This is a genomic window from Ruegeria sp. C2, assembly GCF_056537765.1.
Map to the genome: position 1 here is coordinate 999,220 of NZ_JBQFRZ010000001.1, position 26,656 is coordinate 1,025,875.

General features: G+C 58.9%; 24 protein-coding genes and 1 tRNA gene. 17 read left to right on the forward strand and 8 right to left on the reverse strand.

Features of this window, described 5'->3' with window-relative positions:
• Window positions 1-32: 32 nt before the first annotated feature.
• The 3 genes from ACR0IV_RS05110 to trpE all read left to right on the forward strand — a co-directional run bounded on the left by ACR0IV_RS05110 (window position 33) and on the right by trpE (window position 4,655).
• Complete coding sequence (locus tag ACR0IV_RS05110) at window positions 33-1,208, forward strand: aminotransferase (RefSeq protein WP_480657519.1); 1,176 nt, start codon at window positions 33-35, stop codon at window positions 1,206-1,208.
• A gap of 81 nt (window positions 1,209-1,289) precedes the next feature.
• Window positions 1,290-3,131 (forward strand): peptidyl-prolyl cis-trans isomerase, encoded by a 1,842-nt coding sequence (locus ACR0IV_RS05115; protein ID WP_480657518.1) that lies wholly within the window; start codon window positions 1,290-1,292, stop codon window positions 3,129-3,131.
• A gap of 12 nt (window positions 3,132-3,143) precedes the next feature.
• Window positions 3,144-4,655, forward strand: coding sequence for an anthranilate synthase component I (gene trpE, locus ACR0IV_RS05120; RefSeq protein ID WP_480657517.1), 1,512 nt, complete (start codon window positions 3,144-3,146; stop codon window positions 4,653-4,655).
• Window positions 4,656-4,688: 33 nt separating this feature from the next.
• Here the strand turns inward: trpE and ACR0IV_RS05125 are convergent, their stop codons facing one another.
• Window positions 4,689-6,287, reverse strand: a complete 1,599-nt coding sequence (locus ACR0IV_RS05125) for a divergent polysaccharide deacetylase family protein (protein ID WP_480657516.1) — start codon at window positions 6,285-6,287, stop codon at window positions 4,689-4,691.
• A gap of 131 nt (window positions 6,288-6,418) precedes the next feature.
• On the opposite strand from ACR0IV_RS05125, the gene ACR0IV_RS05130 reads away from it, so the two are divergent.
• Genes ACR0IV_RS05130 through lexA form a run of 6 tightly spaced genes read left to right on the forward strand, consistent with a single transcriptional unit; the run spans window position 6,419 to window position 11,236 of the window.
• Entirely contained in the window at window positions 6,419-7,000 is a 582-nt protein-coding gene (locus ACR0IV_RS05130; RefSeq protein WP_480469701.1) for an anthranilate synthase component II, read from the forward strand.
• Window positions 6,997-8,016, forward strand: coding sequence for an anthranilate phosphoribosyltransferase (trpD, locus tag ACR0IV_RS05135; protein ID WP_480657515.1), 1,020 nt, complete (start codon window positions 6,997-6,999; stop codon window positions 8,014-8,016). The genes ACR0IV_RS05130 and trpD overlap by 4 nt, the downstream gene beginning before the upstream one ends.
• Window positions 8,013-8,825, forward strand: coding sequence for an indole-3-glycerol phosphate synthase TrpC (gene trpC / locus ACR0IV_RS05140; protein WP_480657514.1), 813 nt, complete (start codon window positions 8,013-8,015; stop codon window positions 8,823-8,825). The genes trpD and trpC overlap by 4 nt, the downstream gene beginning before the upstream one ends.
• Window positions 8,825-9,298, forward strand: coding sequence for a cyclic pyranopterin monophosphate synthase MoaC (moaC, locus tag ACR0IV_RS05145; RefSeq protein ID WP_480657513.1), 474 nt, complete (start codon window positions 8,825-8,827; stop codon window positions 9,296-9,298). Before trpC ends, moaC begins: the two co-directional genes overlap by 1 nt.
• Window positions 9,295-10,479 (forward strand): molybdopterin molybdotransferase MoeA, encoded by a 1,185-nt coding sequence (locus tag ACR0IV_RS05150; protein ID WP_480657512.1) that lies wholly within the window; start codon window positions 9,295-9,297, stop codon window positions 10,477-10,479. Before moaC ends, ACR0IV_RS05150 begins: the two co-directional genes overlap by 4 nt.
• 58 nt (window positions 10,480-10,537) lie before the next feature.
• Window positions 10,538-11,236, forward strand: a complete 699-nt coding sequence (gene lexA / locus ACR0IV_RS05155) for a transcriptional repressor LexA (protein ID WP_480471894.1) — start codon at window positions 10,538-10,540, stop codon at window positions 11,234-11,236.
• Here the strand turns inward: lexA and ACR0IV_RS05160 are convergent.
• Window positions 11,230-13,257 (reverse strand): ComEC/Rec2 family competence protein, encoded by a 2,028-nt coding sequence (locus ACR0IV_RS05160; protein WP_480657511.1) that lies wholly within the window; start codon window positions 13,255-13,257, stop codon window positions 11,230-11,232. The two genes, lexA and ACR0IV_RS05160, sit on opposite strands and share 7 nt — an antisense overlap.
• Before the next feature lie 78 nt (window positions 13,258-13,335).
• Between ACR0IV_RS05160 and gltX the strand changes: the two genes are divergently transcribed.
• The 3 genes from gltX (at window position 13,336) to ACR0IV_RS05175 (ending at window position 17,278) form a co-directional block, all read left to right on the forward strand.
• Complete coding sequence (gene gltX, locus ACR0IV_RS05165) at window positions 13,336-14,736, forward strand: glutamate--tRNA ligase (protein ID WP_480657510.1); 1,401 nt, start codon at window positions 13,336-13,338, stop codon at window positions 14,734-14,736.
• Between the two features lie 121 nt (window positions 14,737-14,857).
• Complete coding sequence (gltA, locus tag ACR0IV_RS05170) at window positions 14,858-16,153, forward strand: citrate synthase (protein ID WP_480469694.1); 1,296 nt, start codon at window positions 14,858-14,860, stop codon at window positions 16,151-16,153.
• A gap of 183 nt (window positions 16,154-16,336) precedes the next feature.
• Window positions 16,337-17,278, forward strand: coding sequence for an autotransporter outer membrane beta-barrel domain-containing protein (locus tag ACR0IV_RS05175; RefSeq protein WP_480469693.1), 942 nt, complete (start codon window positions 16,337-16,339; stop codon window positions 17,276-17,278).
• Window positions 17,279-17,284: 6 nt separating this feature from the next.
• Here the strand turns inward: ACR0IV_RS05175 and ACR0IV_RS05180 are convergent, their stop codons facing one another.
• The gene (locus tag ACR0IV_RS05180) at window positions 17,285-18,352 is read right to left on the reverse strand and encodes a PA0069 family radical SAM protein (RefSeq protein WP_480469692.1); all 1,068 of its coding nucleotides are present in this window, start codon (window positions 18,350-18,352) and stop codon (window positions 17,285-17,287) included.
• Between the two features lie 318 nt (window positions 18,353-18,670).
• Between ACR0IV_RS05180 and ACR0IV_RS05185 the strand changes: the two genes are divergently transcribed.
• A complete protein-coding gene (locus tag ACR0IV_RS05185; RefSeq protein ID WP_480469691.1) occupies window positions 18,671-19,369 on the forward strand; it encodes a corrinoid protein in 699 nt (232 codons plus the stop codon).
• 101 nt (window positions 19,370-19,470) lie between these two features.
• Window positions 19,471-20,130, forward strand: coding sequence for a DUF1638 domain-containing protein (locus tag ACR0IV_RS05190; protein ID WP_480657509.1), 660 nt, complete (start codon window positions 19,471-19,473; stop codon window positions 20,128-20,130).
• A 3-nt stretch (window positions 20,131-20,133) separates the two neighbouring features.
• Here the strand turns inward: ACR0IV_RS05190 and ACR0IV_RS05195 are convergent, their stop codons facing one another.
• Window positions 20,134-20,544 carry a SufE family protein gene (locus ACR0IV_RS05195; protein ID WP_480657508.1) on the reverse strand — a complete coding sequence of 137 codons (411 nt, stop codon included), beginning with the start codon at window positions 20,542-20,544 and terminating at the stop codon, window positions 20,134-20,136.
• 140 nt (window positions 20,545-20,684) lie between these two features.
• Between ACR0IV_RS05195 and ACR0IV_RS05200 the strand changes: the two genes are divergently transcribed.
• Window positions 20,685-21,209, forward strand: a complete 525-nt coding sequence (locus tag ACR0IV_RS05200; protein WP_480469688.1) for a hypothetical protein — start codon at window positions 20,685-20,687, stop codon at window positions 21,207-21,209.
• Here ACR0IV_RS05200 and rnd read toward each other — a convergent pair.
• The 3 genes from rnd to purM form a co-directional block, all read right to left on the reverse strand.
• A complete protein-coding gene (rnd, locus tag ACR0IV_RS05205) occupies window positions 21,206-22,363 on the reverse strand; it encodes a ribonuclease D (protein ID WP_480657507.1) in 1,158 nt (385 codons plus the stop codon). The two genes, ACR0IV_RS05200 and rnd, sit on opposite strands and share 4 nt — an antisense overlap.
• A gap of 112 nt (window positions 22,364-22,475) precedes the next feature.
• Window positions 22,476-23,072, reverse strand: coding sequence for a phosphoribosylglycinamide formyltransferase (gene purN, locus ACR0IV_RS05210; protein WP_480657506.1), 597 nt, complete (start codon window positions 23,070-23,072; stop codon window positions 22,476-22,478).
• On the reverse strand, window positions 23,069-24,115 hold the full coding sequence (purM, locus tag ACR0IV_RS05215) for a phosphoribosylformylglycinamidine cyclo-ligase (RefSeq protein ID WP_480657505.1): 1,047 nt from the start codon (window positions 24,113-24,115) through the stop codon (window positions 23,069-23,071). The genes purN and purM overlap by 4 nt, the downstream gene beginning before the upstream one ends.
• Window positions 24,116-24,222: 107 nt before the next feature.
• Here purM and ACR0IV_RS05220 point away from each other — a divergent pair.
• A tRNA-Ile gene (locus ACR0IV_RS05220) sits at window positions 24,223-24,299 on the forward strand.
• A gap of 2 nt (window positions 24,300-24,301) precedes the next feature.
• Here ACR0IV_RS05220 and ACR0IV_RS05225 read toward each other — a convergent pair.
• Window positions 24,302-25,621 carry an ATP-binding protein gene (locus ACR0IV_RS05225; protein WP_480657504.1) on the reverse strand — a complete coding sequence of 440 codons (1,320 nt, stop codon included), beginning with the start codon at window positions 25,619-25,621 and terminating at the stop codon, window positions 24,302-24,304.
• A 44-nt stretch (window positions 25,622-25,665) separates the two neighbouring features.
• Here ACR0IV_RS05225 and ACR0IV_RS05230 point away from each other — a divergent pair, with 44 nt between their 5' ends.
• On the forward strand, window positions 25,666-26,580 hold the full coding sequence (locus tag ACR0IV_RS05230; RefSeq protein ID WP_480469683.1) for an MBL fold metallo-hydrolase: 915 nt from the start codon (window positions 25,666-25,668) through the stop codon (window positions 26,578-26,580).
• Window positions 26,581-26,656: the final 76 nt, after the last annotated feature.

Below are 26,656 nucleotides of genomic sequence, written 5' to 3' on the forward strand. Positions count from 1 at the left end.
GGGGCGGAGCCTCGCAAAAGGACTGTCCTGCCATGGCTCAGACACGCACCAGCGCCACCTTCCCTCCACCGGTGATGGAGGCGCGTCGCTGGCTTGACGGCGTTACGTTTTCCGAAGATCGGCCTTTGATCAATGTCAGCCAGGCGGCGCCGGTTGACCCGCCACCACTGGCACTGCGACAAGCGATGGCAGAATTCGCCGTATCGCAAGACAGCGCTCATCTCTACGGCCCTGTTTTGGGTAACGATGATCTTCGGACCGAGCTTGCCGCGCAGATCAGCGCCCACTACGAAGCACATGTCACCGCCACCCAGGTGGCGATCACTTCCGGCTGTAACCAAGCCTTCTCGGCCGTCATTTCTGCAATCACCGATCAAGGGGATGAAGTCATCCTGCCAACCCCATGGTATTTCAACCATAAAATGTGGCTTGATATGGCCGGGGTCACGGCCATCGACCTGCCCACTGGCGATGATCTTCTACCCGACCCAGACAAGGCGCACGCTCTGATCACTGACAAAACGCGCGCGATTGCGCTGGTTACCCCGAATAATCCCGGTGGTGTAGAATACCCTGCTGGGTTGGTGCGCGCGTTCTATGACCTCGCGCAGGAATTCGGTCTGCGTTTGTTGGTCGATGAGACCTATCGCGATTTCGACAGTCGCAGCGGCCCTCCACATGAGCTGTTTCAGCAGCCCAACTGGGACGTCACGCTAGTCCACCTCTATTCATTCTCGAAGGCCTATCGGCTGACGGGTCACCGCGTCGGTGCAATTGCGACCAGTCCTGCCCTGTCGGCCGAGATTGAGAAGTTTCTCGACACTGTCGCGATCTGCCCCGGTCAAATCGGGCAGTTCGCCGCGCTCTGGGGCATGCAGAACCTGTCACAATGGGTCGCGGGCGAGCGGGATGAAATCCTCGACCGCCGCGCAGCGATCACGGAAGGCATGCCACGCCTTACCGAAAAGGGCTGGCGTTTGCTGGGTCTGGGTGCGTATTTCGCTTATCTCGAACACCCGTTCGATATTCCCTCGGACGAATTGGCGAAACGGTTGGTGGCCGAGGCCGGGGTTCTGCTGCTGCCCGGCACGATGTTCATGCCCGACCATGACCCGGCCGGAAAGCGGCAGGTCAGGGTCGCGTTTGCCAATCTCGACCGCGCCGGGATCGCGCAATTATTCGACCGGCTGCAGGGCTTGTCCATCTGAGCTTGCCCCCCCGCGCCGTGCATCGTATTCAGGGCCGCAACCAACAGGGCAGACACTCGCCAATACAACCAAGAGGGCACCATGGCCGCAGGCATGAAAAACCTATCCAAGACCTTTGTATGGATCCTTATGGGTCTTTTAATGCTGGGCCTTGCAGGATTCGGTGCGACCAGCCTGACGGGCACGGTACGTACCGTGGCTCAGGTCGGGGATGAAAGTGTTTCGGTCGACGAATACTTCCGCGAATTGCAGCGCGAAATCCGCGCGGTCGAGGCCCAGACCCGCCAGCCGATGCAAATCTCGCAGGCCATTGATCTGGGTCTGGATCAACTTGCCTTGTCCCGACTGATCGCACTCGCTGCCCTGGACAATGAGGTAGGTCAGCTCGGAATCTCGATTGGCGATGAAAACCTGCAGCGCGAGATCGTGCAGATCCCCGCCTTTCAGGGCGTCGATGGCACATTCGACCGCGAAGCCTATGACTTTCAACTGGATCAGGTCGGCATGTCCGATGCTGAATTCGAGTCTGACCTGCGCAAGGAATCTGCACGTACCATCGTTCAGGGCGCGGTCACGAGCGGAGTCGAAATGCCTCTGACAATGACCGAGGCGTTGTCGAACTATGTCCTCGCCCGCCGCAGCTTTACCGTCGCGACTTTGTCTGCCGATGCGCTTGAAACTCCGGTTGCTGAGCCAACGGATGAGCAGGTGCAGACCTATTACGACGAAAACGGCGATCGCTTTACCCTGCCCCGCACCAAACGCCTGACCTACGCCATTCTGTCGCCCGAGATGTTATTAGACACGGTTGAGGTCGATGAGGACTCACTGCGCCGTTTGTATGATCAGCGTGCAGATCAATATCAGCAGCCCGAACGCCGTCTGGTCGAACGCCTGACCTATCCCAGCGAAGAGGCCGCGACCGAGGCATTGGCGCAGCTGGAAGTTGGCGGTGCTGACTTCGAGCAGTTGGTTCGCGATCGTCAGCTTGATCTCAGCGATGTGGATTTGGGAGATGTGACCCGCGAAGACCTGGGCGAAGCCGCAGATGCAGTCTTCGCCGCCGAGATCGACGATGTCGTTGGTCCTTTGCCGTCCACCTTCGGCCCTGCCTTGTTCCGCATAAACGGCTCGCTGGCTGCGAACAACGTGACATTCGAAGAAGCTGAGCCCGAGCTGCGCGAAGAACTGGCTGCCGAGCGTGCGCGCCGTCAAATCGAAGCGCAGGCCGAAGACATAAATGACCTGCTGGCAGGCGGCGCAACGCTGGAAGAGCTGGTTGACGAGACCGAGCTTGAGCTGGGTCAGATCGACTGGACGCAACAAAGCGATGAAGGTGTCGCCGCCTATGACGGATTCCGCGAAGCCGCGGTCGCCATTCAGGAAGACGATTTCCCTGAGGTCGCATTCCTCGAAGATGGATCGCTCTTTGCCATGCGTTTGGATGAGGTTCTGCCCGAACGTCCCGAACCATTGGAAAGCGCGCGCGCTCGGGTTGCCGGTGCCTGGGTGCAGGATGAGACTGCAAAAGCACTGCAAAACCAGGCCAATTCGATCCTGACGCAACTTGCGGCGGATGGCGATTTCACCGCGACTGGTCTGCCCTTCCGCGTCGAAAACGCTTTGACCCGCACCGCGTTTCTTGAGGACGTGCCTGTCGATTTCATGACTCAGGTCTTCGAAATGGACCCTGCTGAGCTGCGCGTCATTCCCGGCAATGGCACTGCACTGATCGTGCGGCTGGACGAAGAGCTGCCCCCGGCGGAGACCGATGAACAACGCCGGATGCAGGACGCGCTGGCCGCACAGATGAATCAGGCGCTGGCACAGAACATTTTTGATATCTACGTGCGTGACGCTCAAACGCGTGCGCGCCCCGTGCTGGATCAGCAAGCGCTGAACGCAGTGCGTTCAAGCTACTAGAAGAGACATCAGATGGCCCTGACACCGGATTTCGACAGTTTCGCGCGCGCCTATGACGCGGGCGAAAATCAGGTCGTCTATACCCGCCTTGCCGCCGATCTGGATACGCCGGTTTCGCTGATGCTCAAGCTGACGGGGGCGCAGAAGGATGCCTTCATGCTCGAGTCGGTGACCGGGGGTGAGGTGCGCGGGCGCTATTCGATCATCGGTATGAAGCCCGATCTGGTCTGGCGCTGTCATGGCGAAGCTTCAGCCCTGAACCGGTCTGCCCGGTTCGACGCCGAAGCGTTTGAACCGCAGAATGGCAACCCGATGGACAATCTGCGCGACTTGCTGGCCGAAAGCCGCATCGCGCTGCCGGATGATCTGCCGCAGGCGGCTGCCGGGCTGTTCGGTTATCTGGGGTATGACATGGTGCGGCTGGTGGAGTACCTGCCGGATGTGAATCCCGATCCCTTGGACCTACCGGACGCGATCATGCTGCGCCCGTCGGTCATCGCCGTATTAGATGGCGTCAAAGGCGAAGTCACCGTTGTATCGCCCGCATGGGTCAGCGAAGGCCAAACCGCCAAAGCCGCTTATGCGCAAGCAGCAGAACGCGTGATGGACGCCGTGCGTGATCTGGAACGCGCGATGCCTGCTGAGACGCGCGATCTGGGCGAGGCGATTGAAGTTGGACCGCCTGTGTCGAACTTCACCAAGTCGGGTTATATGGAGGCCGTAGAAAAGGCCAAGGAATACATCCGCGCAGGCGATATCTTTCAGGTCGTCCCGGCGCAGCGTTGGACGCAGGATTTCCCGCAACCCCCTTTCGCGCTCTACCGTTCGTTGCGACGCACAAACCCGTCGCCCTTCATGTTCTATTTCAACTTTGGCGGCTTTCAGGTGGTGGGTGCCAGCCCGGAAATCCTCGTGCGGGTCTTCGGTAACGAAGTCACAATACGCCCTATCGCAGGCACCCGTCCACGCGGCGCAACGCCCGAAGAAGACAAGGCCAACGAGGTCGATCTGCTGGCCGACAAGAAGGAATTGGCAGAGCATCTGATGCTGCTGGATCTGGGCCGTAACGATACCGGTCGCGTCGCGAAGATCGGTACAGTACGCCCCACCGAAGAGTTCATCATCGAACGCTACAGCCACGTGATGCACATCGTGTCGAACGTGGTCGGGGAACTGGCCGAGGACAAAGACGCGCTGGATGCGTTCTTTGCCGGGATGCCTGCCGGTACGGTTTCGGGTGCGCCCAAAGTGCGTGCGATGGAGATCATCGACGAGTTGGAACCCGAAAAGCGTGGTATCTATGGTGGCGGCGTTGGGTATTTCAGTGCTGGCGGCGATATGGATATGTGTATCGCCCTACGCACGGCCATCGTCAAAGACCACAAGCTTTATATCCAGGCGGGCGGCGGCGTTGTCTATGACAGCGACCCCGAGGCGGAATATATGGAGACCGTCCACAAATCGAACGCGATCCGCCGTGCGGCGGCCGATGCAGCGCGATTTACTGGAAATGGGAACAGCTAAGAACGGCAGCACATCATTGCCGCCGTTTTATGTTCAGGACCCGGAGTCGTCCTGCTGAACCTCTTGCATCATCACGGCCGAGATCGGGGCCATCGCCACGCGGCTGCCGCGGTCTTCGAGTCCCCAAAGCAACAGAGCCGAGATCGTCTCGGGGCGCAAGCGTCCCAGCATCACCACAGCACCCTCCTGCCCGGCGCGAAAGGCCGCCTGATCCAGAAAGCGGCGCATGACCTTGGGGTCCTGCTTGGCCCCGTCGAAATCCCTGAACACAACGCTTGAGGGGATGCCATTGCGCGCGGCCAATTTCTGCACCGTGTTCAGACCACTATCCTGCATGACCACCCCGCGCCCACTGTCGCCTGCAATCGCCGTGACCTGATCGGCCAGCTTGCGGTTGCCCTGGATGCCCGTCTCGATACCTTCAAGGATACCAACCGTGTGGGGCAACTGATCCAACCACACAGACAGCGATACCTCGGCGTCCTGTGCAGTCGACGCTTCGTGCATATCGACAAGCGCAAGCACCTCGAACCCAGCCTCGCGATGACGGGCCATTTTCTCGGCGGCATCCGGATCAGTTGGGCTGATGGCGAAGCTCAGCGGATAGGGAAAGTCCTGCAACGCTTCGGCACCAAAGGCGCCCTCATCATCGATCAGTATGATCGACATCAGCGGCTTTGCCTCAGGGTTTTCAAAGTTTGCCGCATGTTCTTCGATCGGTTTTTTTGCTTCCGCAACCGTCTCATCCGTCGACTCGGCGGGTGGATCGTCGCGATCCGTCAGCGGCACAACGCGTTTGCCAACCAAGGTGCTGGAACCAGTCGACCCATCCCCTCCAATTTGCGGCAACGTGCGGACACGAGGCTTTGATACTGGCTGGGTATCTTCCTCACCCTCAACCGCTATCGGATTGTCCTGCGGCGCAGTATCAGGCTCTGCATTCTCAGGCGAAACCTCAGGCTCGGGTGTCTCAATTGTATCCGGCTGAATGGCGGCTATCTGAGGCAACTCTGTGTCTGGCGCCTCATCGATACTCTCCGCTTGAGGGATTGTCTCGACACTCTCAGGTTCCGGGGCTTCGGCGACCACTTCAGGCTCTGGCTCGCTCTCAGGCGCAGGCGGCGGAGGCGCTTCTGCGATGACCTCGGGTTCCGCCTCCGGTTGAGGTGAAGCAGGAGCTGACGCAGGAGCCTGCGGCGCGGCAGGAGCGTCCGTCTGTACAGTCACCGTCGTCGTTGAGACCGGCTCAGGGGTTTCAGACTCAGTGGGCACATCAACGGGTTCGGGTCGCTGGCCCGGTTCCAACTCGATGCCGGAGAGCGCGTCGAGCGAATCCGACGCGGCATCGGGGCTTTCTGGTCCCGAAGGCGGCAGCTCAACCAGATCCGCATCAACACTGGCCTCTTCGATCTCGACAGCCTGCGCAAGTTCCGGAGCTTCAGCCACCTCTGGTGCCTCAGCCGTCACTTCGGGTTTGCGCGACAAAGGCGTCGTCAGCGACAAGACGACACCCAAAGCCAGTACAGAGACCGCCCCGGCGATCAGTCCACCGTAAAATCCGCCCATCGAAATCTCGCCTCTCGCGTTGTTTCGTGCCTCTTCCGCCCATACACCATCTTCCGCGGTGCTCACTTGTGCTGCGCCAAGTTGGGTATGTCCTCTTGACGCTGCCGCACAAGCCTGAGCATGTATGTCCCGACATCATACCGTGGCAACGGGCTGCATCGCCAGCCTGAAATGCCCATAAGAAGATAAGTGCTCAAATGCTGCTGCTGATCGACAACTATGACTCGTTTACCTACAACCTTGTTCACTACCTCGGTGAGCTTGGGGCCGAGATGGTCGTACGCCGGAATGATGCGCTGGACGTGCAGGAAGCGATGGCGATGAACCCGGCTGGTATTTTGCTAAGCCCCGGCCCCTGCGACCCGGATCAAGCCGGCATCTGCCTAGCATTGACCGAGGCAGCGGCCGAGACGCAAACACCGCTGATGGGTGTCTGTCTGGGGCATCAAACCATCGGTCAGGCGTTTGGTGGCAAGGTCGTGCGCTGCCATGAGATCGTGCATGGCAAGATGGGCACGATGAACCACACCGGCAAAGGTGTCTTCGCCGGGCTACCCTCGCCCTTTGAGGCCACTCGCTATCACTCACTGGTTGTCGAACGCGAAAGCTTGCCTGACTGCCTTGAGATCACGGCGGAACTCGAAGACGGCACCATCATGGGCCTGCAGCACAAAGAGTTGCCAATCCATGGGGTTCAGTTCCACCCGGAATCCATCGCCTCCGAGCACGGACATGCCCTGCTCAAGAATTTCCTGAATGAAATGAAAGTCCCCGCATGAGCGACGCTCTGAAACCGCTGATTGGCGCTGCGGCTGATCGGTCTCTGACCCGCGCCGAGGCAGAACAAGCTTTTAGCATCCTGTTTGAAGGTGCCGCGACACCAAGCCAGATCGGCGGGCTGTTGATGGCGATGCGTACGCGGGGTGAGACCGTTGACGAATATGCAGCCGCCGCCGCCGTTATGCGCGCGAAATGCAACGCTGTGAAAGCACCGGCGGGTGCTATGGATATCGTTGGCACGGGTGGCGATGGCAAAGGCACCCTGAACATCTCAACCGCGACGGCCTTTGTAACGGCAGGAGCCGGGGTCACGGTTGCGAAACACGGCAACCGGAACCTGAGCTCGAAATCCGGCGCGGCAGATGCGCTCGGCCAGCTTGGCATCAACGTGATGGTCGGGTCAGAAGTGGTTGAAAAAGCGATACAAGAGGTCGGCATCGGCTTCATGATGGCCCCAATGCATCACCCTGCGATTGCCCATGTTATGCCCTCACGACAAGAACTCGGGACGCGGACAATTTTCAATATTCTGGGCCCGCTCACCAATCCGGCTGGCGTGAAACGCCAACTGACCGGTGCTTTCAGCCGCGACCTGATACGCCCGATGGCTGAAACTCTGGGCCTTCTGGGCGCAGAACATGCCTGGCTAGTGCACGGATCGGACGGCACCGATGAGCTGACGATTACGGGCATCAGCTGGGTCGCCTCTGTAGAGGACGGTATTGTGAAAGAGGTCGAGCTTCATCCCGAAGACGCAGGCCTGCCGGTTCACCCGTTCGAGGACATCATCGGCGGCACACCGGAAGAAAACGCCGTCGCGTTCCACGCTCTGCTGGACGGGCAGCCCTCGGCCTACCGCGACGCGGTGTTGCTGAACTCCGCCGCCGCTCTCGTCGTCGCCGACGCAGCCGACGATTTGCGCGAAGGCGTCGCCATGGCGCGGGAAAGCATAGACAGCGGCAAAGCTCGCGAAAAGATCAACGCGCTGGCACGCATTACACAGGAAGCCGCATGACCGAGACCGTTCTGGACAGGATCAAAGCCTACAAGCTGGAAGAAGTCGCTTCAGACAAGGCGCATAAGTCGCTGGAAACACTGGAGTCTGAGGCTCGTAATGCACCCGAAGTGCGTGGCTTCGCCAACGCTCTGCATAATGCCACGCGCAACGGCTACGGGCTGATTGCCGAGGTCAAGAAAGCCAGCCCCTCGAAAGGTCTGATCCGCGGGGATTTCAATCCGCCTGCGTTGGCCCAGGCCTATGAAGACGGCGGCGCAGCATGCCTGTCGGTGCTGACCGATACTCCCAGTTTTCAGGGCGCAAAAGAATTTCTGACGGAGGCGCGCGCGGCCTGTTCGCTGCCGGCGTTGCGCAAGGATTTTATGTATGACCCCTATCAAGTGGTCGAGGCGCGTGCGCTGGGTGCGGATTGCATCCTGATCATCATGGCGTCCGTCGAGGATACACAGGCGGCAGAACTCGAACAAACCGCCTTTGACTGGGGAATGGATGTTCTGATCGAAGTCCATGACGCTGAAGAGCTGGAACGCGCGACCCAGTTAAAAAGTCCTTTGATCGGGATAAACAACCGCAATCTCAAGACCTTCGAGACCACTCTTGATACGACACGCCATCTGTCAAAACTGGTTCCAGCCGATCGGACCATCGTGTGCGAAAGCGGTCTGAGTACGCCCGCTGATCTGGCCGACATCGCCCGTTATGGCGCGCGCTGCTTCCTGATAGGCGAAAGCCTGATGCGGAAGGGTGACGTGGCTTCGGCCACCCGATCCCTGTTGGCCAACCCGTTGATCCCCGGAGTGATGTGATGCCGTTGACCCATTTCGACGCCCAAGGTCAGGCGCATATGGTGGATGTCTCGGATAAGGCGGTGACCGACCGGGTCGCGGTCGCGGCAGGTCACATCAAGATGGAGCGAGAAACCTTTGATCTTATTTCAGAAGGCCGCGCCAATAAGGGCGATGTTCTGGGCGTGGCACGGCTTGCCGGGATCATGGGTGCGAAGAAAACGCCGGACCTGATTCCGCTCTGCCATCCTCTGCCGGTCACCAAGGTCGCGGTAGAACTGACACTGGATTCGGATCTGCCCGGCGTGCAGATCGAGGCAATCGTCAAGACTTCGGGTCAAACCGGGGTTGAGATGGAGGCGCTGACAGCCGTGTCGACTGCGGCATTGACCGTATATGATATGACCAAGGCCGTCGATAAAGCTATGGAGATCGGCGGGATTCGCGTTCTTCTTAAAGATGGCGGGAAATCAGGGCGTTACGAAGCGACATGATTTCAGTCGAAGACGCACGCGCCCTTCTGTTCGACCTTGTCTCCGCGCTACCTGCCGAGAGTGTTCCCTTGATCGAAGCTTCGGGACGTATTCTTGCGCAGAACGTCTCTGCCACCCGTGATCAGCCGCCATTTGCGGCTTCTTCGATGGATGGCTACGCGGTCAAAGCCGCTGAAGTCGAACTGCACGCCATGTTCAAAGTGGTCGGCGAAGCGGCAGCTGGCAAGCGTTTCGACGGCACAGTGGGACCCGGTCAGGCAATCCGTATTTTCACCGGTGCTCCCGTGCCCGAAGGTGCCGATTTTGTCGTCATACAGGAAGACGTAGATCGGCGCGGCGATCTGATCACCATCACGGATGCGCCGGGCCCGAAATCCAACATTCGCCCGGCGGGAGTGGATTTTGCAATTGGCGCGCAGATTACTGCGCCACGGCGGCTCCGCCCGGAAGATATGGCGCTGATGGCAGCGATGAATATTGCCTCGGTCCCGGTGACACGGAAACCGGTGGTGGCGCTGATCTCAACTGGCGACGAGCTGGTCATGCCGGGTGAGACCCCCGGCCCCGATCAGATCATTGCTTCGAATACCTTTGGCCTCAAGGCGTTGCTGGAAGACACTGGCGCACATGTACGCGTGCTGCCCATCGCACAAGACACGGTTGCCTCGCTAGAAACGGCCTTTGGTCTGGCGCAAAGCGCCGATCTAGTGGTGACAATCGGCGGGGCGTCCGTTGGTGAATATGATCTGGTCGCCGATGTCTCTGAAGCACTGGGGATGGAGCGTTCGTTCTACAAGATCCGTATGCGCCCTGGTAAACCGCTGATGGCTGGTCGTCTGGGTGATGCCGCGATGGTCGGTCTGCCTGGCAATCCGGTCAGCGCGATGGTCTGCGGCTACCTCTTTCTGATCCCGATGGTACGTCGGATGCTGGGAATCGAACGGGTTCTGAACCCGTTCAAACGCGCTCGCCTTGCAGCACCGCTTGCTGAAAATGGTCCGCGAGAACATTACATGCGGGCGCTCTTGGACGACGGCGGCATTCGTGCGTGCGAGGATCAGGACAGCTCACTTCTAAGTGTTTTGGCGCAGGCCAACGCATTACTGGTGCGCCAGCCGAATGATCCCGCCCGCGCCGCCGGGGAAGAGGTGCTTTACCTGCCAATTCAGCAAATCCGTTGACACAAAACGTGAACATGCGTAGAACAAAAGAAAACGCATGAGCGATGAGGTGCGAGCGATGCTGACCAAGAAGCAATTGGATTTGCTGGAATTCATCCATAAACGCGTGCAGGCGGACGGTGTTCCGCCCAGTTTTGATGAGATGAAGGCTGCACTGGATTTGCGGTCGAAATCCGGTATCCACCGTCTGATAACCGCGTTGGAGGAGCGTGGCTTCATCCGCCGCCTCGCCCACCGGGCCCGCGCGATCGAGATTGTCAAACTTCCCGAAAGCCTTGGTGGAGAGCCGACCGCTGCGTTCAAACCGCGCGTGATCGAAGGGGATCGCCCGGAAGGTCCGCGGCCGGCCAATTTCGAACCCGTTACAGTCGACGCAATGGAACTCCCGGTCATGGGTCGGATTGCCGCCGGTGTGCCGATTGAAGCCATCAGCCATGTTTCCCACAGGGTCGCGGTGCCGGGCACGATGGTTTCAGGTCACGGTGAACACTACGCGCTTGAAGTGCGGGGAGATTCGATGATCGACGCGGGCATCAATGATGGCGACGTTGTGGTGATCCGCGAAACCTCAGCCGCCGACAATGGTGACATCGTGGTGGCGCTGGTCGAAGACCAGGAGGCCACGTTGAAACGTTTCTTCCGCCGGGGTCAGGCCATCGCGCTTGAAGCTGCAAACCCCGCATACGAGACGCGCGTCCTGCCCGAAGACAAAGTCAAGGTTCAGGGCCGACTGGTTGGCCTGATCCGCAGTTACTGATGGGTGCTGGGCGACCAAAGCCGGTCTCCCGTCACCTCGGCACTGCTGAGCAGCCGTCCGTTCGAAAGCGCCAGACTCCCCGTTTCGTGCAGCTTGTTTGGGTCATAGAAAATGCAATCCCCTCTCAGCTCCAGTGAAACCGGAGCCACCACGATTTGCTCGCTCTCGCATTCATCAAATGCAAGCGCCGCACGCTTTCTGGTGAGGTGCACAAGTTCCTTATCTCCAACCAAATAACGCTGAACGCCGCGCGAGGCATTTGGCCAACGCCCTGCCGCTTTTGTCTGATCAGCGGAATCTCCGTCATTCTCCAACCAGACCGAAGCGACAAAGCCCCCACCCTTCTCTTTGCTCAAGGCACGGCCTTGTTCGGTCATCACCCCGACAAGCCCGCCTGTTTCGGCTATCAGAGCGTCGGGCCGGTATCCCTGCCCCCACATCGCCAAAGCAAAACTCGCCGGAATAACACCCAGCCAACGGGCGCGCCCCCGCCACAGGATGAGCCACAGCAGCGCAACTGAAAGAACCGGCAACGCAAAATCCGGTGGGCTGGCGATGTGACTCTGTGCGCCATCAAGATTTGATACCCAATCTGCAACGGCCAGTATCCACTGCAATCCCAACCCCATGACATGCAGCGCTATGCCGTCCAACCCAAACGGCGCCAGCAACGCCGCGATAACTGCCGCCGGGACAACCAGACTGCCCATCATTGGAACCGAAAGAAGATTTGCCACCAGACCGTAATGCGACAACGTATTGAAATGCGCCGCTCCGATCGGGGCTGTCGCCAACCCGGCAACGCCCGATGATATCAACACCGCCCAAACCGGCCCCAGCCATTTGGGCCCGGGCAGACGACCATGGTCGCGCAAGGCACCGAACACGGCCACAAGCGCTGTGGTGGCCGCAAAAGACATCTGAAATCCCGGGCTCAGCAGTGTCTCGGGCCGCAGAACCATGACGATCAATGCAGCAACTGCCACTCCGCGCAGCGAGATCGCGCGGCGATCCAGAAGCACAGCACCCAACATGACGCAGACCATCACAAAAGCGCGCTCGGTCGCGACGTTTCCGCCGGACAGGAACAAATAGATCGTCGCGGAACACAGCGCGCAAAACGCGGCGAGTTTGCGGACGGGCAAGCGCAAGGCAACAGAGGGAATGCACGACAGCCCCATGCGGCAGGCCACAAAGACAAACCCTGTCAACAACCCCATATGCAACCCAGAGATCGCCAGTAGATGCGCCAGGTTCGAAGCGCGCAGCCTGTCCAGCGCGGCCTGATCCATCCCACTTCGGTCACCTGTGGTAACGGCAGCGGCGAAACCACCGACCTCGCCGGGCAGCACCGAGCGCACGTGATCCGAAATTGCCATACGCCATGCGGTGACCAGGACGCCTTCAACGCCCTGGTCAGCAGGCGCGATCGTCAGAACAGGTACCCGAGTGTAGCCGACTGCGCCCAGTCGCTGAAACCACGCATGGCGGCGGAAATCGAAACCACCGGGTTCGACCGGACCTTGCGGTGGCGAGAGATGTGCAGTGGTCATTACCCTCTGCCCCGGCGACAAATGCGTAGAATCGCCATGTAACGAAAGCCGGACGCGCCGGGGCCTCTGATCCGCAGGAACGTCCCCGATCCGCACCTGATCAAGAGTAACCCGCGGCGCGTCCGACGCAGAGCGGTCCAGCGCCACGACCCTCCCCTCGACCGGGCCATAATAGCGCCATTGCAAGACCGGCTCTGCAACGGTGTGTGCCCGCGCACCCGCAAGCAGAAACCCTGCCGCCACAAGGGCAACACCGATCGCCAGCGGCGCCCAGGCCGCCCGCATCCACCGGGCGGCGACCGCGCTGACCAATGCCAGAACCGTCACGGCAACATAAAGCGCAGCGTCCGGTTCGAACCGAAGGCTGAAATACCAGCCAATTCCAACCGCCAGGCAAACCGGAGCCCATGGAAACAGATACCCACGTTGGGTCAGTAACGCGGCCTCGGCCCGTGCCAGAACACGCATGGTTGCCCCCGTCCTTCGGGCTGGGTAGATAGTCGCCAAACTATGCTCGCTACGGTTACCAAAAGGTTAATCCACACAATGTCCGATCAGGTCGTCACCCGTTTTGCCCCCTCTCCCACCGGATTTCTTCACATCGGTGGCGCGCGCACCGCTTTGTTCAACTGGCTCTATGCGCGGGGTCGTGGTGGCAAGTTCCTGCTGCGGATTGAAGATACCGACCGCGAACGCTCGACCCCTGAGGCGACAGCCGCGATTCTGAAAGGCATGGAGTGGCTGGGTCTGGACCACGATGGCGAGGTCATCAGCCAGTTCGAAGGGGCCAATCGTCATGCCGAGGTGGCGCATCAGCTTCTGGCCGAGGACAAAGCCTACAAGTGTTTCTCGACGCAGGACGAAATCGCAGCGTTTCGAGAACAGGCACGCGCCGAGGGTAAATCGACCCTGTTCCGGAGCCCATGGCGCAATGCAGATGAATCGACCCATCCGGATGCGCCCTTTGCGATCCGCATCAAAGCGCCGCAAGACGGAAGCACCGTGATCCGCGATCAGGTGCAGGGCGACGTGACCATTCGCAACGATCAGCTCGACGACATGATCCTGCTGCGTTCGGATGGCACACCGGTCTATATGCTGGCCGTTGTAGTGGACGATCATGATATGGGCGTGACCCATGTGATCCGGGGGGATGATCACCTCAACAACGCGGCCCGGCAGATGATGATCTATGAGGCGATGGATTGGGACGTTCCGGTCTGGGCGCATATTCCGCTGATTCACGGTCCGGACGGGAAGAAGCTGTCGAAACGCCATGGCGCACTTGGCGCGCAGGAATATCAGGCGATGGGCTACCCTGCCGCTGGTATGCGTAACTATCTGGCCCGCCTGGGCTGGAGCCATGGCGATGATGAATTCTTCACCGACGCGCAGGCGCAGGAGTGGTTCGATCTGGATGGGATTGGCAAAAGCCCTGCACGGTTCGATCTGAAAAAGCTGGAAAACCTTTGCGGTCAGCACATCGCCATCTCGGACGATGCTGCACTGCGGCAAGAAATCGAAGCCTATCTGGTGGCTGCGGGCCTGCCTGCTCTCACCCGTGCACAATCCGGTGATCTGGAACGTGCGATGTATTGCCTCAAGGATCGAGCCCGGACATTCCCGGAACTCATTGAAAAAGCTCAATTTGCACTCACCTCACGCCCCATCACCCCCGATGAGAAGGCGGCAAAGGCGCTATCGACGGTATCCGACGGTATACTGGAAGAATTGACGCCGCAGCTGCAAAATGTTAGCTGGTCTCGGAACGAACTGGAGGAGGCCCTGAATTCCTTCGCAGAAGCGAAAGGGGTTAAGTTCGGCAAACTGGCGGGTCCGCTGCGTGCGGTGCTGGCAGGTCGGGCGGTCACACCTTCGGTATTTGACATGATGCTTGTGCTTGGGCGGGATGAAACCCTGGCGCGGCTTTCTGATGCAGCGACCTGATCCCGGTTTCACATTCGGGTAACGCTGCTCCGTTAAGACCCGGACTGCGCGACTGCGCGCAGCCGTTGCCCGTTTGGTCGGACAGCGAACCGACATGCGCATGAATGAAGAAGGGATACACATGACCGAGAGCCAAAAAACAGCCACCCTGACTGTCCATGGCAACACCTATGAGCTGCCGGTACACTCACCCACCGCTGGCCCAGATGTCATCGACATCCGCAAGCTTTATAGCCAGGCTGATGTGTTCACTTACGACCCCGGCTTTACCTCGACCGCCAGCTGCGACAGCACGATCACCTATATCGACGGCGAAAAGGGCGAATTGCTGCACCGCGGTTACCCGATCGATCAACTGGCTGAGAAATCGCATTTCCTCGAAGTCTGCTATCTGCTGCTGTACGGAGAGCTTCCGGCGTCCAAGGATCTGGAAAAGTTCGAAACCACGATCACCCGCCACACAATGCTGCACGAGCAGATGCAGTATTTCTACCGCGGCTTCCGCCGTGACGCCCATCCGATGGCCATCATGGTTGGCGTGGTTGGCGCGATGTCCGCGTTCTATCACGACTCGACCGACATCGCGGACCCGCATCAGCGCGAGGTCGCCTCGCACCGCCTGATCGCCAAGATGCCAACCATCGCGGCCTGGGCCTACAAATATCACACCGGTCAGCCCTTTGTGTATCCGCGCAACGATCTGGACTATGCGTCGAACTTCCTGCGGATGTGTTTCAGCGTTCCAGCCGAGGAATATGAGGTCAATCCGATCCTCAGCCGCGCGATGGATCGCATCTTCACCTTGCACGCCGATCATGAACAGAACGCATCGACCTCGACCGTGCGTCTGGCTTCGTCATCGGGTGCGAACCCATTTGCCTGTATCGCTGCCGGTATCGCCTGCCTCTGGGGCCCGGCCCATGGTGGCGCCAACCAAGCCTGCCTTGAGATGCTGGAAGAAATCGGCACCGTCGATCGCATTCCGGAATACATTGCGCGCGCCAAAGACAAAAACGATCCGTTCCGCCTGATGGGTTTTGGCCACCGGGTCTACAAGAACTTCGACCCGCGCGCGAAGGTGATGAAGCAGTCCGCCGACGAGGTGCTGGATCTGCTTGGTGTTGAAGACAACCCCAAGCTGCAAGTCGCGAAGGAACTTGAGCGCGAGGCGCTGGAAGATCCCTATTTCGCCGAGAAGAAGCTGTTCCCGAATGTCGACTTCTATTCGGGCATCATCCTTGAGGCGATGGGCTTCCCGACCTCGATGTTCACCCCGATCTTCGCGCTTTCGCGCACCGTTGGCTGGGTCAGTCAGTGGAAAGAGATGATTGCCGATCCTCAGAACAAGATCGGCCGCCCGCGCCAGCTGTATCTGGGTGAAACAATGCGGGATTATGTGGATATCGAAAACCGCTAACTCTTCTGTGGTGTCCATCGGACGTTCCCATAGCAAGGCCCCGGTTCTCCGGGGCTTTGTCTTTTGGTGTTACCGAAATGTAGTCTCCGGTGCGAAATCCGCGCGAGGAGCCTTGCCATAGCTTTGCAGACAACAAGGCTGAGCTTAGTGTCGCACGGAAATTTTCCTCAGACATACGGCCTTATGCGTAACATTATTATCTTTTTTTTCCTGTTAATCGGCCTACCCGCCGTCGCACAGACACCGCTGGAAGACGCCTTTAATGATGTACAGCGCGAATACGCGGCAGGCTCGCTTGCGGTTCTCAGCCTGGCAGGAATCCCGGATGACTCAGCCAGTGCGATTTCACTGCAATCCAACACGGACAATCGCGAGTACGACTTTAAATCGGCGCAATTGGGTGGAGGGTTCCGCTTGAGCGAAGGCATCCCGCTCTATCTTGAAGGATATATCGGTTATGCCCGGTATGATCCGGTCTTCACTTTCAGCGACACGGGCAACACCACGACCCTTCCGTTGAAATGGACCAGTCTCGCCGTCACGGGTGGCGTCGGGTACCAGTTCGACCTGGGCGAACGCTGGAAACTCACACCAATGGCGCACATCTCGATTGGACGCACACAATCCGATGCGTCTGTCGGGGCGCAAGTTATAGCCAACCGGCTGGGCCTGGACCGCGACTTCGTCGAAAGCGGAGGATTGTGGGCCGGGGGTGCAGGTGGATCCCTGACCGTCGATTATGATCTGCCGCTTGAAAATGATCGCGAGTTTGAAGCCAGCCTGCGTTATACGCATATCGAATATTGGCCCATCGGTGATGATGAAGACCTTCTGATTCAATCGACCGCAGCCAATGCCGTTCTGTGGACCCGATATCGTTTCCCCAGTGGCAAACGCATGTTCGGACGGCCTGTGCGCTGGGTCGGCGATCTGTCCCTCTCTTATCTTATCGGTGATCAATCGATTGTGCTCGGCACCGATTGGTTGGCGCGCGTTGGCGGCGGGATCGAGGTCGATCTTTCAGACACGTGGGTGCCTTGGGTCACCACCACCCGGCTGATGGTCCGGTACTACGGTAGTGATACGGTGAATGGCTTCACCGTGGGGCTTGGGATCAGCTTTTGACACGTTTCAGAACAACGTAAGTTGATCTCCGGGCTGCGGCGGGGGCCTGAAGTGATCGGTGCTGAGCGGCGGTGTTCTGATCGCGAGCCCCAGCCTTTTGCAGGCCGCTTTGAAACGCTGAGCGATCATCTGGGCATAGGTCCCCTCTCCTCGCATCCTGTGCCCCCATCGCGGGTCATAGTCCCTGCCCCCGTGCATTTCGCGCAATCGCTCCATAACTTTCGCCGCTCTGCCCGGTTCATGCAGATCCAACCATTCCTGCCACAAAGCCGAGACTTCGCGGGGCAGTCGCAGCATGATCCAGCTGGCGGCATCTGCACCAGCTTCCTGACCGGCCTCAAGCAAATGCTCTAGCTCGTGATCGGTCAGCCCCGGCACAATCGGAGAGGTCATGACGCGCACCGGCACGCCGGCTTCGGTCAATCTCTGGATCATACGCAACCGGCGCAGCGGTGACGGTGCGCGCGGTTCCATCTTGCGCGACAGGGATGGATCAAGCGTGGTCAAAGAAATACCGACACGCACCAGATTCTTGCGCGCCATGGGGGCAAGAATATCCAGATCACGCTCAACCAGAGCACCTTTGGTTACGATCCCCACAGGGTGATGAAATTCACTCAGAACCCTCAAACACTCTCTTGTTATCTCGCGGTTTTTCTCAATCGGCTGGTATGGATCGGTGTTGGTTCCAAGCGCGATCGTCGCCACTTTGTATCTGCGCGTAGACAGCTCTCGCCTGAGGATTTCCGCCGCGTTTGGACGGGCGATCAGACGTGTTTCGAAATCCAACCCGGGTGACAAGCCGAGATAGGCATGCGTCGGGCGGGCAAAACAGTAAACACAGCCATGTTCGCATCCTCGGTACGGGTTGATAGAGCAATCAAAGGGCAAATCCGGGGACTTGTTATAGGTGATAAACGTGTGCGCGATCTCATCCCTGACTTCGGTACGCAGGGGGGGCAGGTCCTCTGGCAAGTCCCAGCCATCATCTGTTGTTTCGGTTGTAAAACGCTCAAACCGGCCCGTGGCATTGGAAGCGGCCCCGCGCCCCGAACGCTTTGGTTGGGCTGGCATATGTTCTCTCTTTGTTCTTTATTTCAGATTTAGTCGAAACTCCAAACACTGACAAGTGCTTGATTCCGAGCATATCGGCCTGGCGAGCGTCCAAACCGGCCAGAAAATTCGACAAAAAACATCAGCCTGACGCAGAAGATGAGAAAGCTGCAGGATGATCTTGCAAAAAATTACCTCGCTGACCGTGATAATTCGACCTATAGGTCGGTCCCGTATCCGCCGAGGTCGCAATCGTCACAGTAGAACTGCGACGAAATGGCCAAAACAAAAAAAATGCCACCACGGGCCGAGCGCCCGCCAAGCTCAGGGAAATGCCCCATGTCCGACGAAGAAGACATCATCCTGTCCGAACTCAACGACGACGAACTTGTCGAACAGATGTTCGATGACCTGTATGACGGCCTGAAAGAGGAAATCGAAGAAGGTGTGAATATCCTGCTGGAACGCGGGTGGCAGCCTTACGACATCCTGACCAAAGCCCTCGTCGGTGGCATGACCATCGTGGGGCACGACTTCCGCGACGGCATCCTGTTCGTTCCCGAAGTGCTTCTGGCCGCCAACGCCATGAAAGGCGGCATGTCAATCCTGAAGCCCCTGCTGGCCGAAACAGGCGCGCCGCGTGTCGGCAAGATGGTCATCGGCACCGTCAAGGGCGACATCCATGACATCGGCAAAAACCTTGTGGCGATGATGATGGAAGGCGCAGGGTTCGAAGTTGTGGATCTCGGCATCAACAACCCGGTCGAGAACTACCTGGAAGCACTGGAAAACGAAAAGCCCGACATTCTGGGCATGTCGGCTCTGCTGACGACCACCATGCCCTACATGAAGGTCGTGATCGACACGATGGTCGAGCAGGGTCTGCGTGAGGAATACGTGGTACTGGTCGGTGGTGCTCCGCTGAACGAAGAATTCGGAAAAGCCATCGGTGCAGACGGTTACTGCCGTGATGCTGCTGTAGCCGTGGAAATGGCCAAAGACTTCATGTCACGCAGGCACAATCAACTGGCCGGCTGAGGCACAGACCATGCTGTGAGACAGGCCGTCCAATCAGGGGCGGCCTTTTTCGTTCTGGCGATGCGTACCTATATCAATATCAGCCCCGGAGGCGCGTTCAGATGACCGATATCCCCCTGCCAGATGATGAGAGCCTGACTCGTCAGGGCTATGCGACAGCGCGTGCAGCCGAATCCATTCTGCTGATTGCCTGCGGCGCACTGGCGCGCGAGATTCTGGACCTCAAAGAACGCAATGGCTGGGATCATATCGCGCTGACCTGCCTGCCGGCGATCCTGCACGTCCATCCTGAGAAGATCACACAAGCGGTCGAAGACGCCGTTGCCAAACATCGCGACAACTACGACCGCATATATATTGTCTATGCCGATTGCGGCACCGGCGGATTGCTTCAGGCTGCGTGCGAAAAACTGGGGGTCGAGATGATCAAGGGGCCCCATTGCTATTCTTTCTTTGAAGGCAATGCCACGTTTGCCGCCCATGGCGATGACGAAACCACCGCATTTTATCTGACCGACTTTCTGGCCCGGCAATTCGATGCTTTCGTCTGGAAACCCCTCGGGCTGGACCGTCATCCAGAACTGCGGGACATGTATTTCGGCAACTACACCAAACTCGTCTATCAGGCGCAGACCGACGATCCTGAATTGACACGCCGCGCACAGGATTGTGCCGACCGCATGGGCCTTGAATTCGAGCGCCGCCTGACCGGTTATGGCGATCTGGAGGTCACTTTATCGGAATGGGCCGCGCGCGGCTGATCGTCAGGCGCTCGCTAAAGCAACCTCGCGAATACGCTCAATCATCGCCCGCAAACCGTTCGAACGTTGCGCCGAAAGGTGGTCGTGCAGGCCCAGCCGCGCCAACTCTCCACCCGCGTCCACCTTGGGCACCTCGGCCACCGACAAGCCATTGTAGAGTGTGCGCAGCACTGCAATGAGGCCGCGTACGATCAGCGCGTCGCTATCTCCGTCGAAACGGAACCGGCCGTCCTCTATGGTTGGATGCAACCAAACCTGACTGGCGCAACCGGTCACTTTGGTGGCAGGTACTTTGAACGCTTCGTCCAGAGGCTCCATTGCTTTGCCCTGTTCGATCACATGGCGATAGCGATCTTCCCAGTCTTCCAGGAACTCGAAATCTTCGACAATTTCTTCAAAGGCTGGCGTGGCCATGATGGGCTGTCCTTGCGTTGAGCGATCACAAATGTGAACTATGTCCAGCTTTCCCCGCTGTCCAGCCCCTAGCGTGCCTTTTCAAGCCGCTGAATTTGCGTTAACCCGATGGTGGTAAAGTTGCGCAAAGTGTTGGGTCCATGCACAAAACTCTGTCTGTTCTTCTGGTCGCCTCGATGTTTCTGTCCGCGTGCAGCGGTTGGCGCGATTCCCGAGTGAACCCGTCGAATTGGTTTGGCAACAGCACCCCGGCTCCAGTGGAGTACTCGGTCGATGATGCAAACGCCCTCGTCCCCGAGCAAAGCGATGGCAGCGGCCTGTTTGCCCGCCCCGAGGCCGAGGATAACAGCGTGCCGATCGCCATCATTGATGAACTCCGTATCGATCCCACCCCGACAGGTGCCATTATCTATGCCGCAGGCACAGCGATCCGTCAGGGGGCGTTCAACGCCCAGTTGGCGCGGGTCCGGTCAGAAGAGTTGAGCAAAAATGGCGTGATGGAGTTTACTTTCCGCGTGGATTACCCGGAATACGCCACAGTTCAGGGCAATGTGCGCTCACGCATGGTCTCTGAGGCTGTCACCGTCAGCACGCAGGAGCTGGAAGGTATTCGGTTGGTTCGGGTCAAAGGTGCGCAGAACGCGCTGGAATCGCGTCGCCGCTAAAGCGAAACCACACGCACCGCCTGCCCTTTAGCCGCCAAGGCGATCTTGCCGTCGCACAGTTTCAGTGCGTCTTCGCCGAACACCTCGAACCGCCAGCCGGATAGTGCAGGTACTTCACGTTCACCGGCAGCGATCTGATCCAGATCAGCGCTGGAGGCGATCAGTTTCGCGGCCACACCTGCGCTTTCTGTCTTGGACTTCAGAAGCACGCGCAACAAATCGGCCAAAGCCGGATTGACCTTCAACTTGTCACGGCTGTTATCCACCTTCGGCAATCGGTCCGGCGGGCAGTTCACGCCCCGTTTCACCGCTGCCAGAATTCCGTCCGCTATCGGACCCTTGCGTGCCTCGCGCAACAACATACGCGAACCACCCAGATCCGAAGGCGATTTCGGTTTGATCGAGGCCATCTCAATCAGCGCATCATCCTTGAACACCCGGCTGCGCGGAACGTTGTTTTCCTGCGCATAGGCTTCGCGGAACTCTGCCAGTTCCCGCACAACCGCCAGAAATTTGGCCGAGTTTGTGCGTGTTTTGACCCGCCGCCAAGCCTCCTCAGGGCGGATATCATAGGTTTCAGAGCGGGTCAGAATGCGCAACTCTTCGGCAACCCAATGATCTCGCCGGGTCTTCTCCAACTCGGCCGCGAGGTATTCATAGATGCGCCGCAAATGGGTCACGTCCGCCAGCGCATAGGACTTTTGCGCATCGCTCAACGGGCGACGCGACCAGTCCGTGAACCGAGAGGTCTTGTCGACGCCTTCCTTGCAGATCTTGCGTACAAGGGTCTCATATCCCACCTGCTCGCCGAAGCCGCAAACCATCGCCGCCACCTGAGTGTCAAACAGAGGGGTCGGGAAAACACCGGCATCAACCCAGAAAATCTCAAGGTCCTGACGAGCCGCATGAAAGACTTTGACTACGTTCTCGTTGCGGAACAGTTCGTACAACGGTTCCAGCGACATGCCATCGGCCAAAGGATCGACCAGCACCGCACTGTCTTCATCATCTGAAGGCACCGCAAGCTGTACGAGGCACAGCTTGGAATAATAGGTTCGTTCGCGCAGAAACTCTGTATCCACGGTGACGTAGGGATGGTCCGCGGCGGCCGTGCAGAAAGCGGCCAGCTCTTGCGTCGTTGTCAGGGTTTTCATGCGCCGTTGTGTTCTTGCTTTTATAGTTTTTGTTGCTGCCCGTTTTGTCCTCATCCCGAGCGATATGCGACCATAAGACGAATAATCGGCGCGTGTAAATCACCCGTGCGGGTCAGGGCAAAAGAACCGGGTCGGTGTTGCCCAGAGAATACCTCTGCAACACTGCTGGGTAGAGTTTGTGTTCCCATGCCAGCACACGCGCGGCGAGGGTTTCAGGTGTGTCGCCGGATTCGATCCCTACGCGGGCCTGCCCCAGAATCGGGCCATCATCCAGCGCGGCCGTCACTTCGTGGACGGTGCAACCGTGTTCGGCATCACCAGCATCGATCGCACGCGCATGGGTGTTCAGTCCCTTGTATTTGGGCAGCAGCGACGGGTGAATGTTCAGCATGCGTCCCTGAAACCGCGAAACGAAATCCCCGGTCAACACCCGCATGAACCCGGCAAGGCAGACGATATCAGGCTCGGCCTCAAGCAGAGGTTTCAACAATTCGGCCTCGAACGCGGTTCGGTCCTTGCCAAAGGGGCGGTGATCAACCGCAGCCGTCGGGATGCCCCGTTCAGCCGCTTTTTTCAGGCCACCTGCCTCGGCATCGTTAGACAAGACCAGACAGGGGCGTGCCGGACGATCACCAGTCATGCTGTCGACCAGTGACAGCATGTTCGAGCCGCCCCCGGAAATCAGGATGGCGACGCGTTTATGGCTCACAGCAGCTTGCCCGAATAGGCGACACCCAGCGCGTCAGTGACGATGCCGATCCGCGAGACGGTTTCGCCTGCGTCAGCCAGCAGAGCCTCCAGCCCCTCGGCCTGGTCCGCTGCGCAGATCACGATCATGCCGATGCCGCAGTTGAAGGTCTTGAGCATTTCTGCCTCGGCAATCCCGCCAGTTTCCGCCATCCAGTTGAAGACCGCGGGCAATTCCCATGAGTACAGATCGATCTCGGCTCCAAGGTCTTCGGGCAGCACGCGCGGCAGGTTTTCGGTCAGGCCACCGCCTGTGATATGCGCCAACGCATGTACGCCCCCTGCCCGGATCGCCTGCAGCGCAGGCTGAACGTAAAGCCGCGTTGGGGTCAGCAGCGCCTCGCCCAATGTCCCGTCGCCGAAGGGAGAAGCAGCATCCCAGCCCAGCCCCGAAATCTCGACCAGCTTGCGCACCAGAGAATAGCCGTTGGAATGCACCCCGTTCGAGGCCAAGCCCAGCAGAACATCCCCCTGCTGCACGCCTTCCGGCAGCGCTGTGCCCCGTTCCATCGCACCGACCGAGAACCCGGCCAGATCGAAATCGCCATCCGGATACATGCCCGGCATTTCGGCTGTTTCGCCACCAATGAGAGCACACCCGGACTGAACGCAACCTTCGGCGATACCTTCGATGATGCGCGCGGCAGTGTCTGTATCGAGTTTTCCGGTGGCAAAATAATCAAGGAAGAACAGCGGCTCGGCCCCCTGACAGATCAGATCGTTGACGCACATGGCCACCAGATCGATGCCAACGCCATCAACAACGCCGGTGTCGATTGCAATCCGCAGTTTGGTGCCAACACCATCGGTTGCGCCGACCAAGATCGGATCTTCGTACCCTGCCGCCTTGAGGTCGAACAGAGCACCAAATCCACCCAGCCCGCTCATTACGCCCGAGCGATTGGTCCGCTTGGCTGCAGGCTTGATTCGGTCGACCAGAGCGTTCCCTGCATCGATATCGACACCCGCATCGGCGTAGGTGATTCCGTTCTTGCCCGCTGTCATGGCCAATCCCTCATGAGTGCTTTGCGCGCGGGTTATTCTATTGTGCAACATGTTGCAACGGTCAGGCTTGACGCGGGGGCTGATCGTGATACCCAAGGCGACATGGCGGGCCTGTAGCTCAATTGGTTAGAGCAGAGCGCTCATAACGCTTTGGTTGCGGGTTCAAGTCCTGCCGGGCCTACCAAATCACCGCCCAATCACGATATCCGCACAAAGCCCACCCAATTTTTTACTGCTGCCCAACCGCAGAGTACCACCATGGACGCGTGCGATATCGGCCACGATGGCAAGGCCAAGGCCAACGCCGCTGCCCTGATTCTGATTTCGCGCAGGATCGAGTCGGGTAAAGGGTTTCACCGCTTCTGTACGTTGTTCGGCCGGAATACCGGGGCCGTCATCCTCGACCCTGATCCGCAGCGACTTTGGTGTCATGTGCAGGCTGACTTCGGCTTTGTTTCCATAACGGATCGCGTTTCCGATCAGGTTTTCAACAGCCCGACGCATAGCTGTTGGGCGTAACATTGCACTGCCCTGCCCTTCGACGGATACCAGCTCGACCTGCTGCCCGGCCCGCTGCGCATCATCGACGATCTGACTCAACCAGGTTTCGGGGTCGACTGCTTCGGGTGCGCTTTCTGCAGCTCCTCGCGAGAACTCAAGGAACGCATCCAGCAGCGACTGCATTTCATCGACGTCCTTCTGCAGTGGTGCCGCTTCATCCTCTGGCAACAGCGACAGCCCCAGTTTGAGCCGGGTAAGCGGAGTTCGCAGATCATGGCTGACCCCAGACAGCATAAGCGTGCGCTGTTCGATCTGTCGCTCAATCCGGGCGCGCATATCGACAAACGCGCTTCCTGCTGCCCGCACCTCGATTGCACCACCGGGCGTATAAGGCACGACACGGCCACGTCCAAACGCCTGAGCCGCATCGGCAAGCCGGGTGATCGGGCGCAGCTGATTGCGCATATAGAGGAAAGAGATTGAGGTCATCAAACCTGCAAAGAACACCATCGTCACGATCAACTGATGCGGGGCGGTGGGCGACAGACGCCGACGATCAAAGCTCAATTCAAGCGTTCCAAGATCGGTCGCCAGATACAGACGGACCTCATTGCCGTCGGGCAATGCGATTTCCTGAAGTTCGGGAATCAGGGCGCGCATCTCGGTATCCACCTGCGGCGCGATGAAATCGTACCATCGGCGCGACTCACTCTGCGGTTCCTCGTTCAAGGGCAGAAACCGGGCCGTCATATCCAGAACCGAAAGCTCCGTGCGCGCAGCAGCCAACGCTTGTTGCTGAGTCTCCATACCCTGCATGAGATCCAGCACCAGCATGACCTCACGCGCGGCGGCGCGGGTCATCTGTGCCGTGACTTCCTCAAGATGTTTCTGCAGAAAGGCAATGGAAACAACCAACAAGACAACAATGACCGGCAGCACCAGAATCAGCGCTGCACGCGCATATAGGCTACGCGGCATATAGGGTTTGAGCCATTGCGTCGACATGGGCTAAACCTAGCGGGCCGCCCGGGTAAGAGGAAGAGGTCACGATGCAGGCTCCCGACGATTTCAACCCAACTCCCGGACAGATTCATGAGCTTTCGCCGGGCCTGAGCCGATTGCTCGCACCCAACCCATCTCCGATGACCTATCGCGGGACAAACACTTATCTTCTGGGGGATAAAGACATCGCGGTGATCGACCCCGGTCCGCTGAGCGATGCCCATCTCGACGCAATCCTGGCTGCCCTGAAACCGGGGCAGCGGATCAGCCATATCTTTGTCACCCACACCCATCTGGACCACTCTCCGCTAGCCGCCCCGTTATCGGCACACACAGGCGCTCCGATTCTCGCCTTCGGAGGACCTCAGGCCGGACGCAGCGCCGTCATGACGCAGCTGGCGCAAAATGGTCTTGCAGGTGGTGGAGAGGGAATCGATACCGATTTCCGCCCTGATGTCGAACTTGAAGATGGTGAGGTGATCGCGACCGACAGCTGGGAGCTGGAAGTCATCCATACGCCAGGTCATCTGGGCAATCACATCGCGTTTGCCTGGGGCGATATCTGTTTCACAGCGGATCATGTCATGGGTTGGGCCAGTTCCTTGGTTTCCCCTCCGGATGGAGACCTGACGGATTTCATGGCTGCTTGCCGTCGCCTGCGCGCGCGCAACTGGTCGGTTTTCCACTCAGGTCATGGAGCGCCGATCACAAACCCCGCCGAACGTCTGGATTGGCTGATTGAACACAGATTGCAAAGAGAAACTCAGATTCTTGATGCGTTGTCGCAAGGCCCCGCGACGGCTCAGGGGCTGGCTGAGCAGATCTACGTCGAAACCCCAAAAGCACTGCTTCCCGCGGCTGAGCGCAATGTGTTCGCCCATCTGGTCGATCTGACCGGCAAATCCCGCGTTGCGCCCCAGGGTGACCTGTCTGCCGGTGCGCGTTTCAGGCGTCTCGTATGAGCTCGCAAAAAATTTTTCGTCAGCTATGCACTTCCTCTCTGGACGGCGAAAATTGCTGTTGTTATACGCCCCTCAG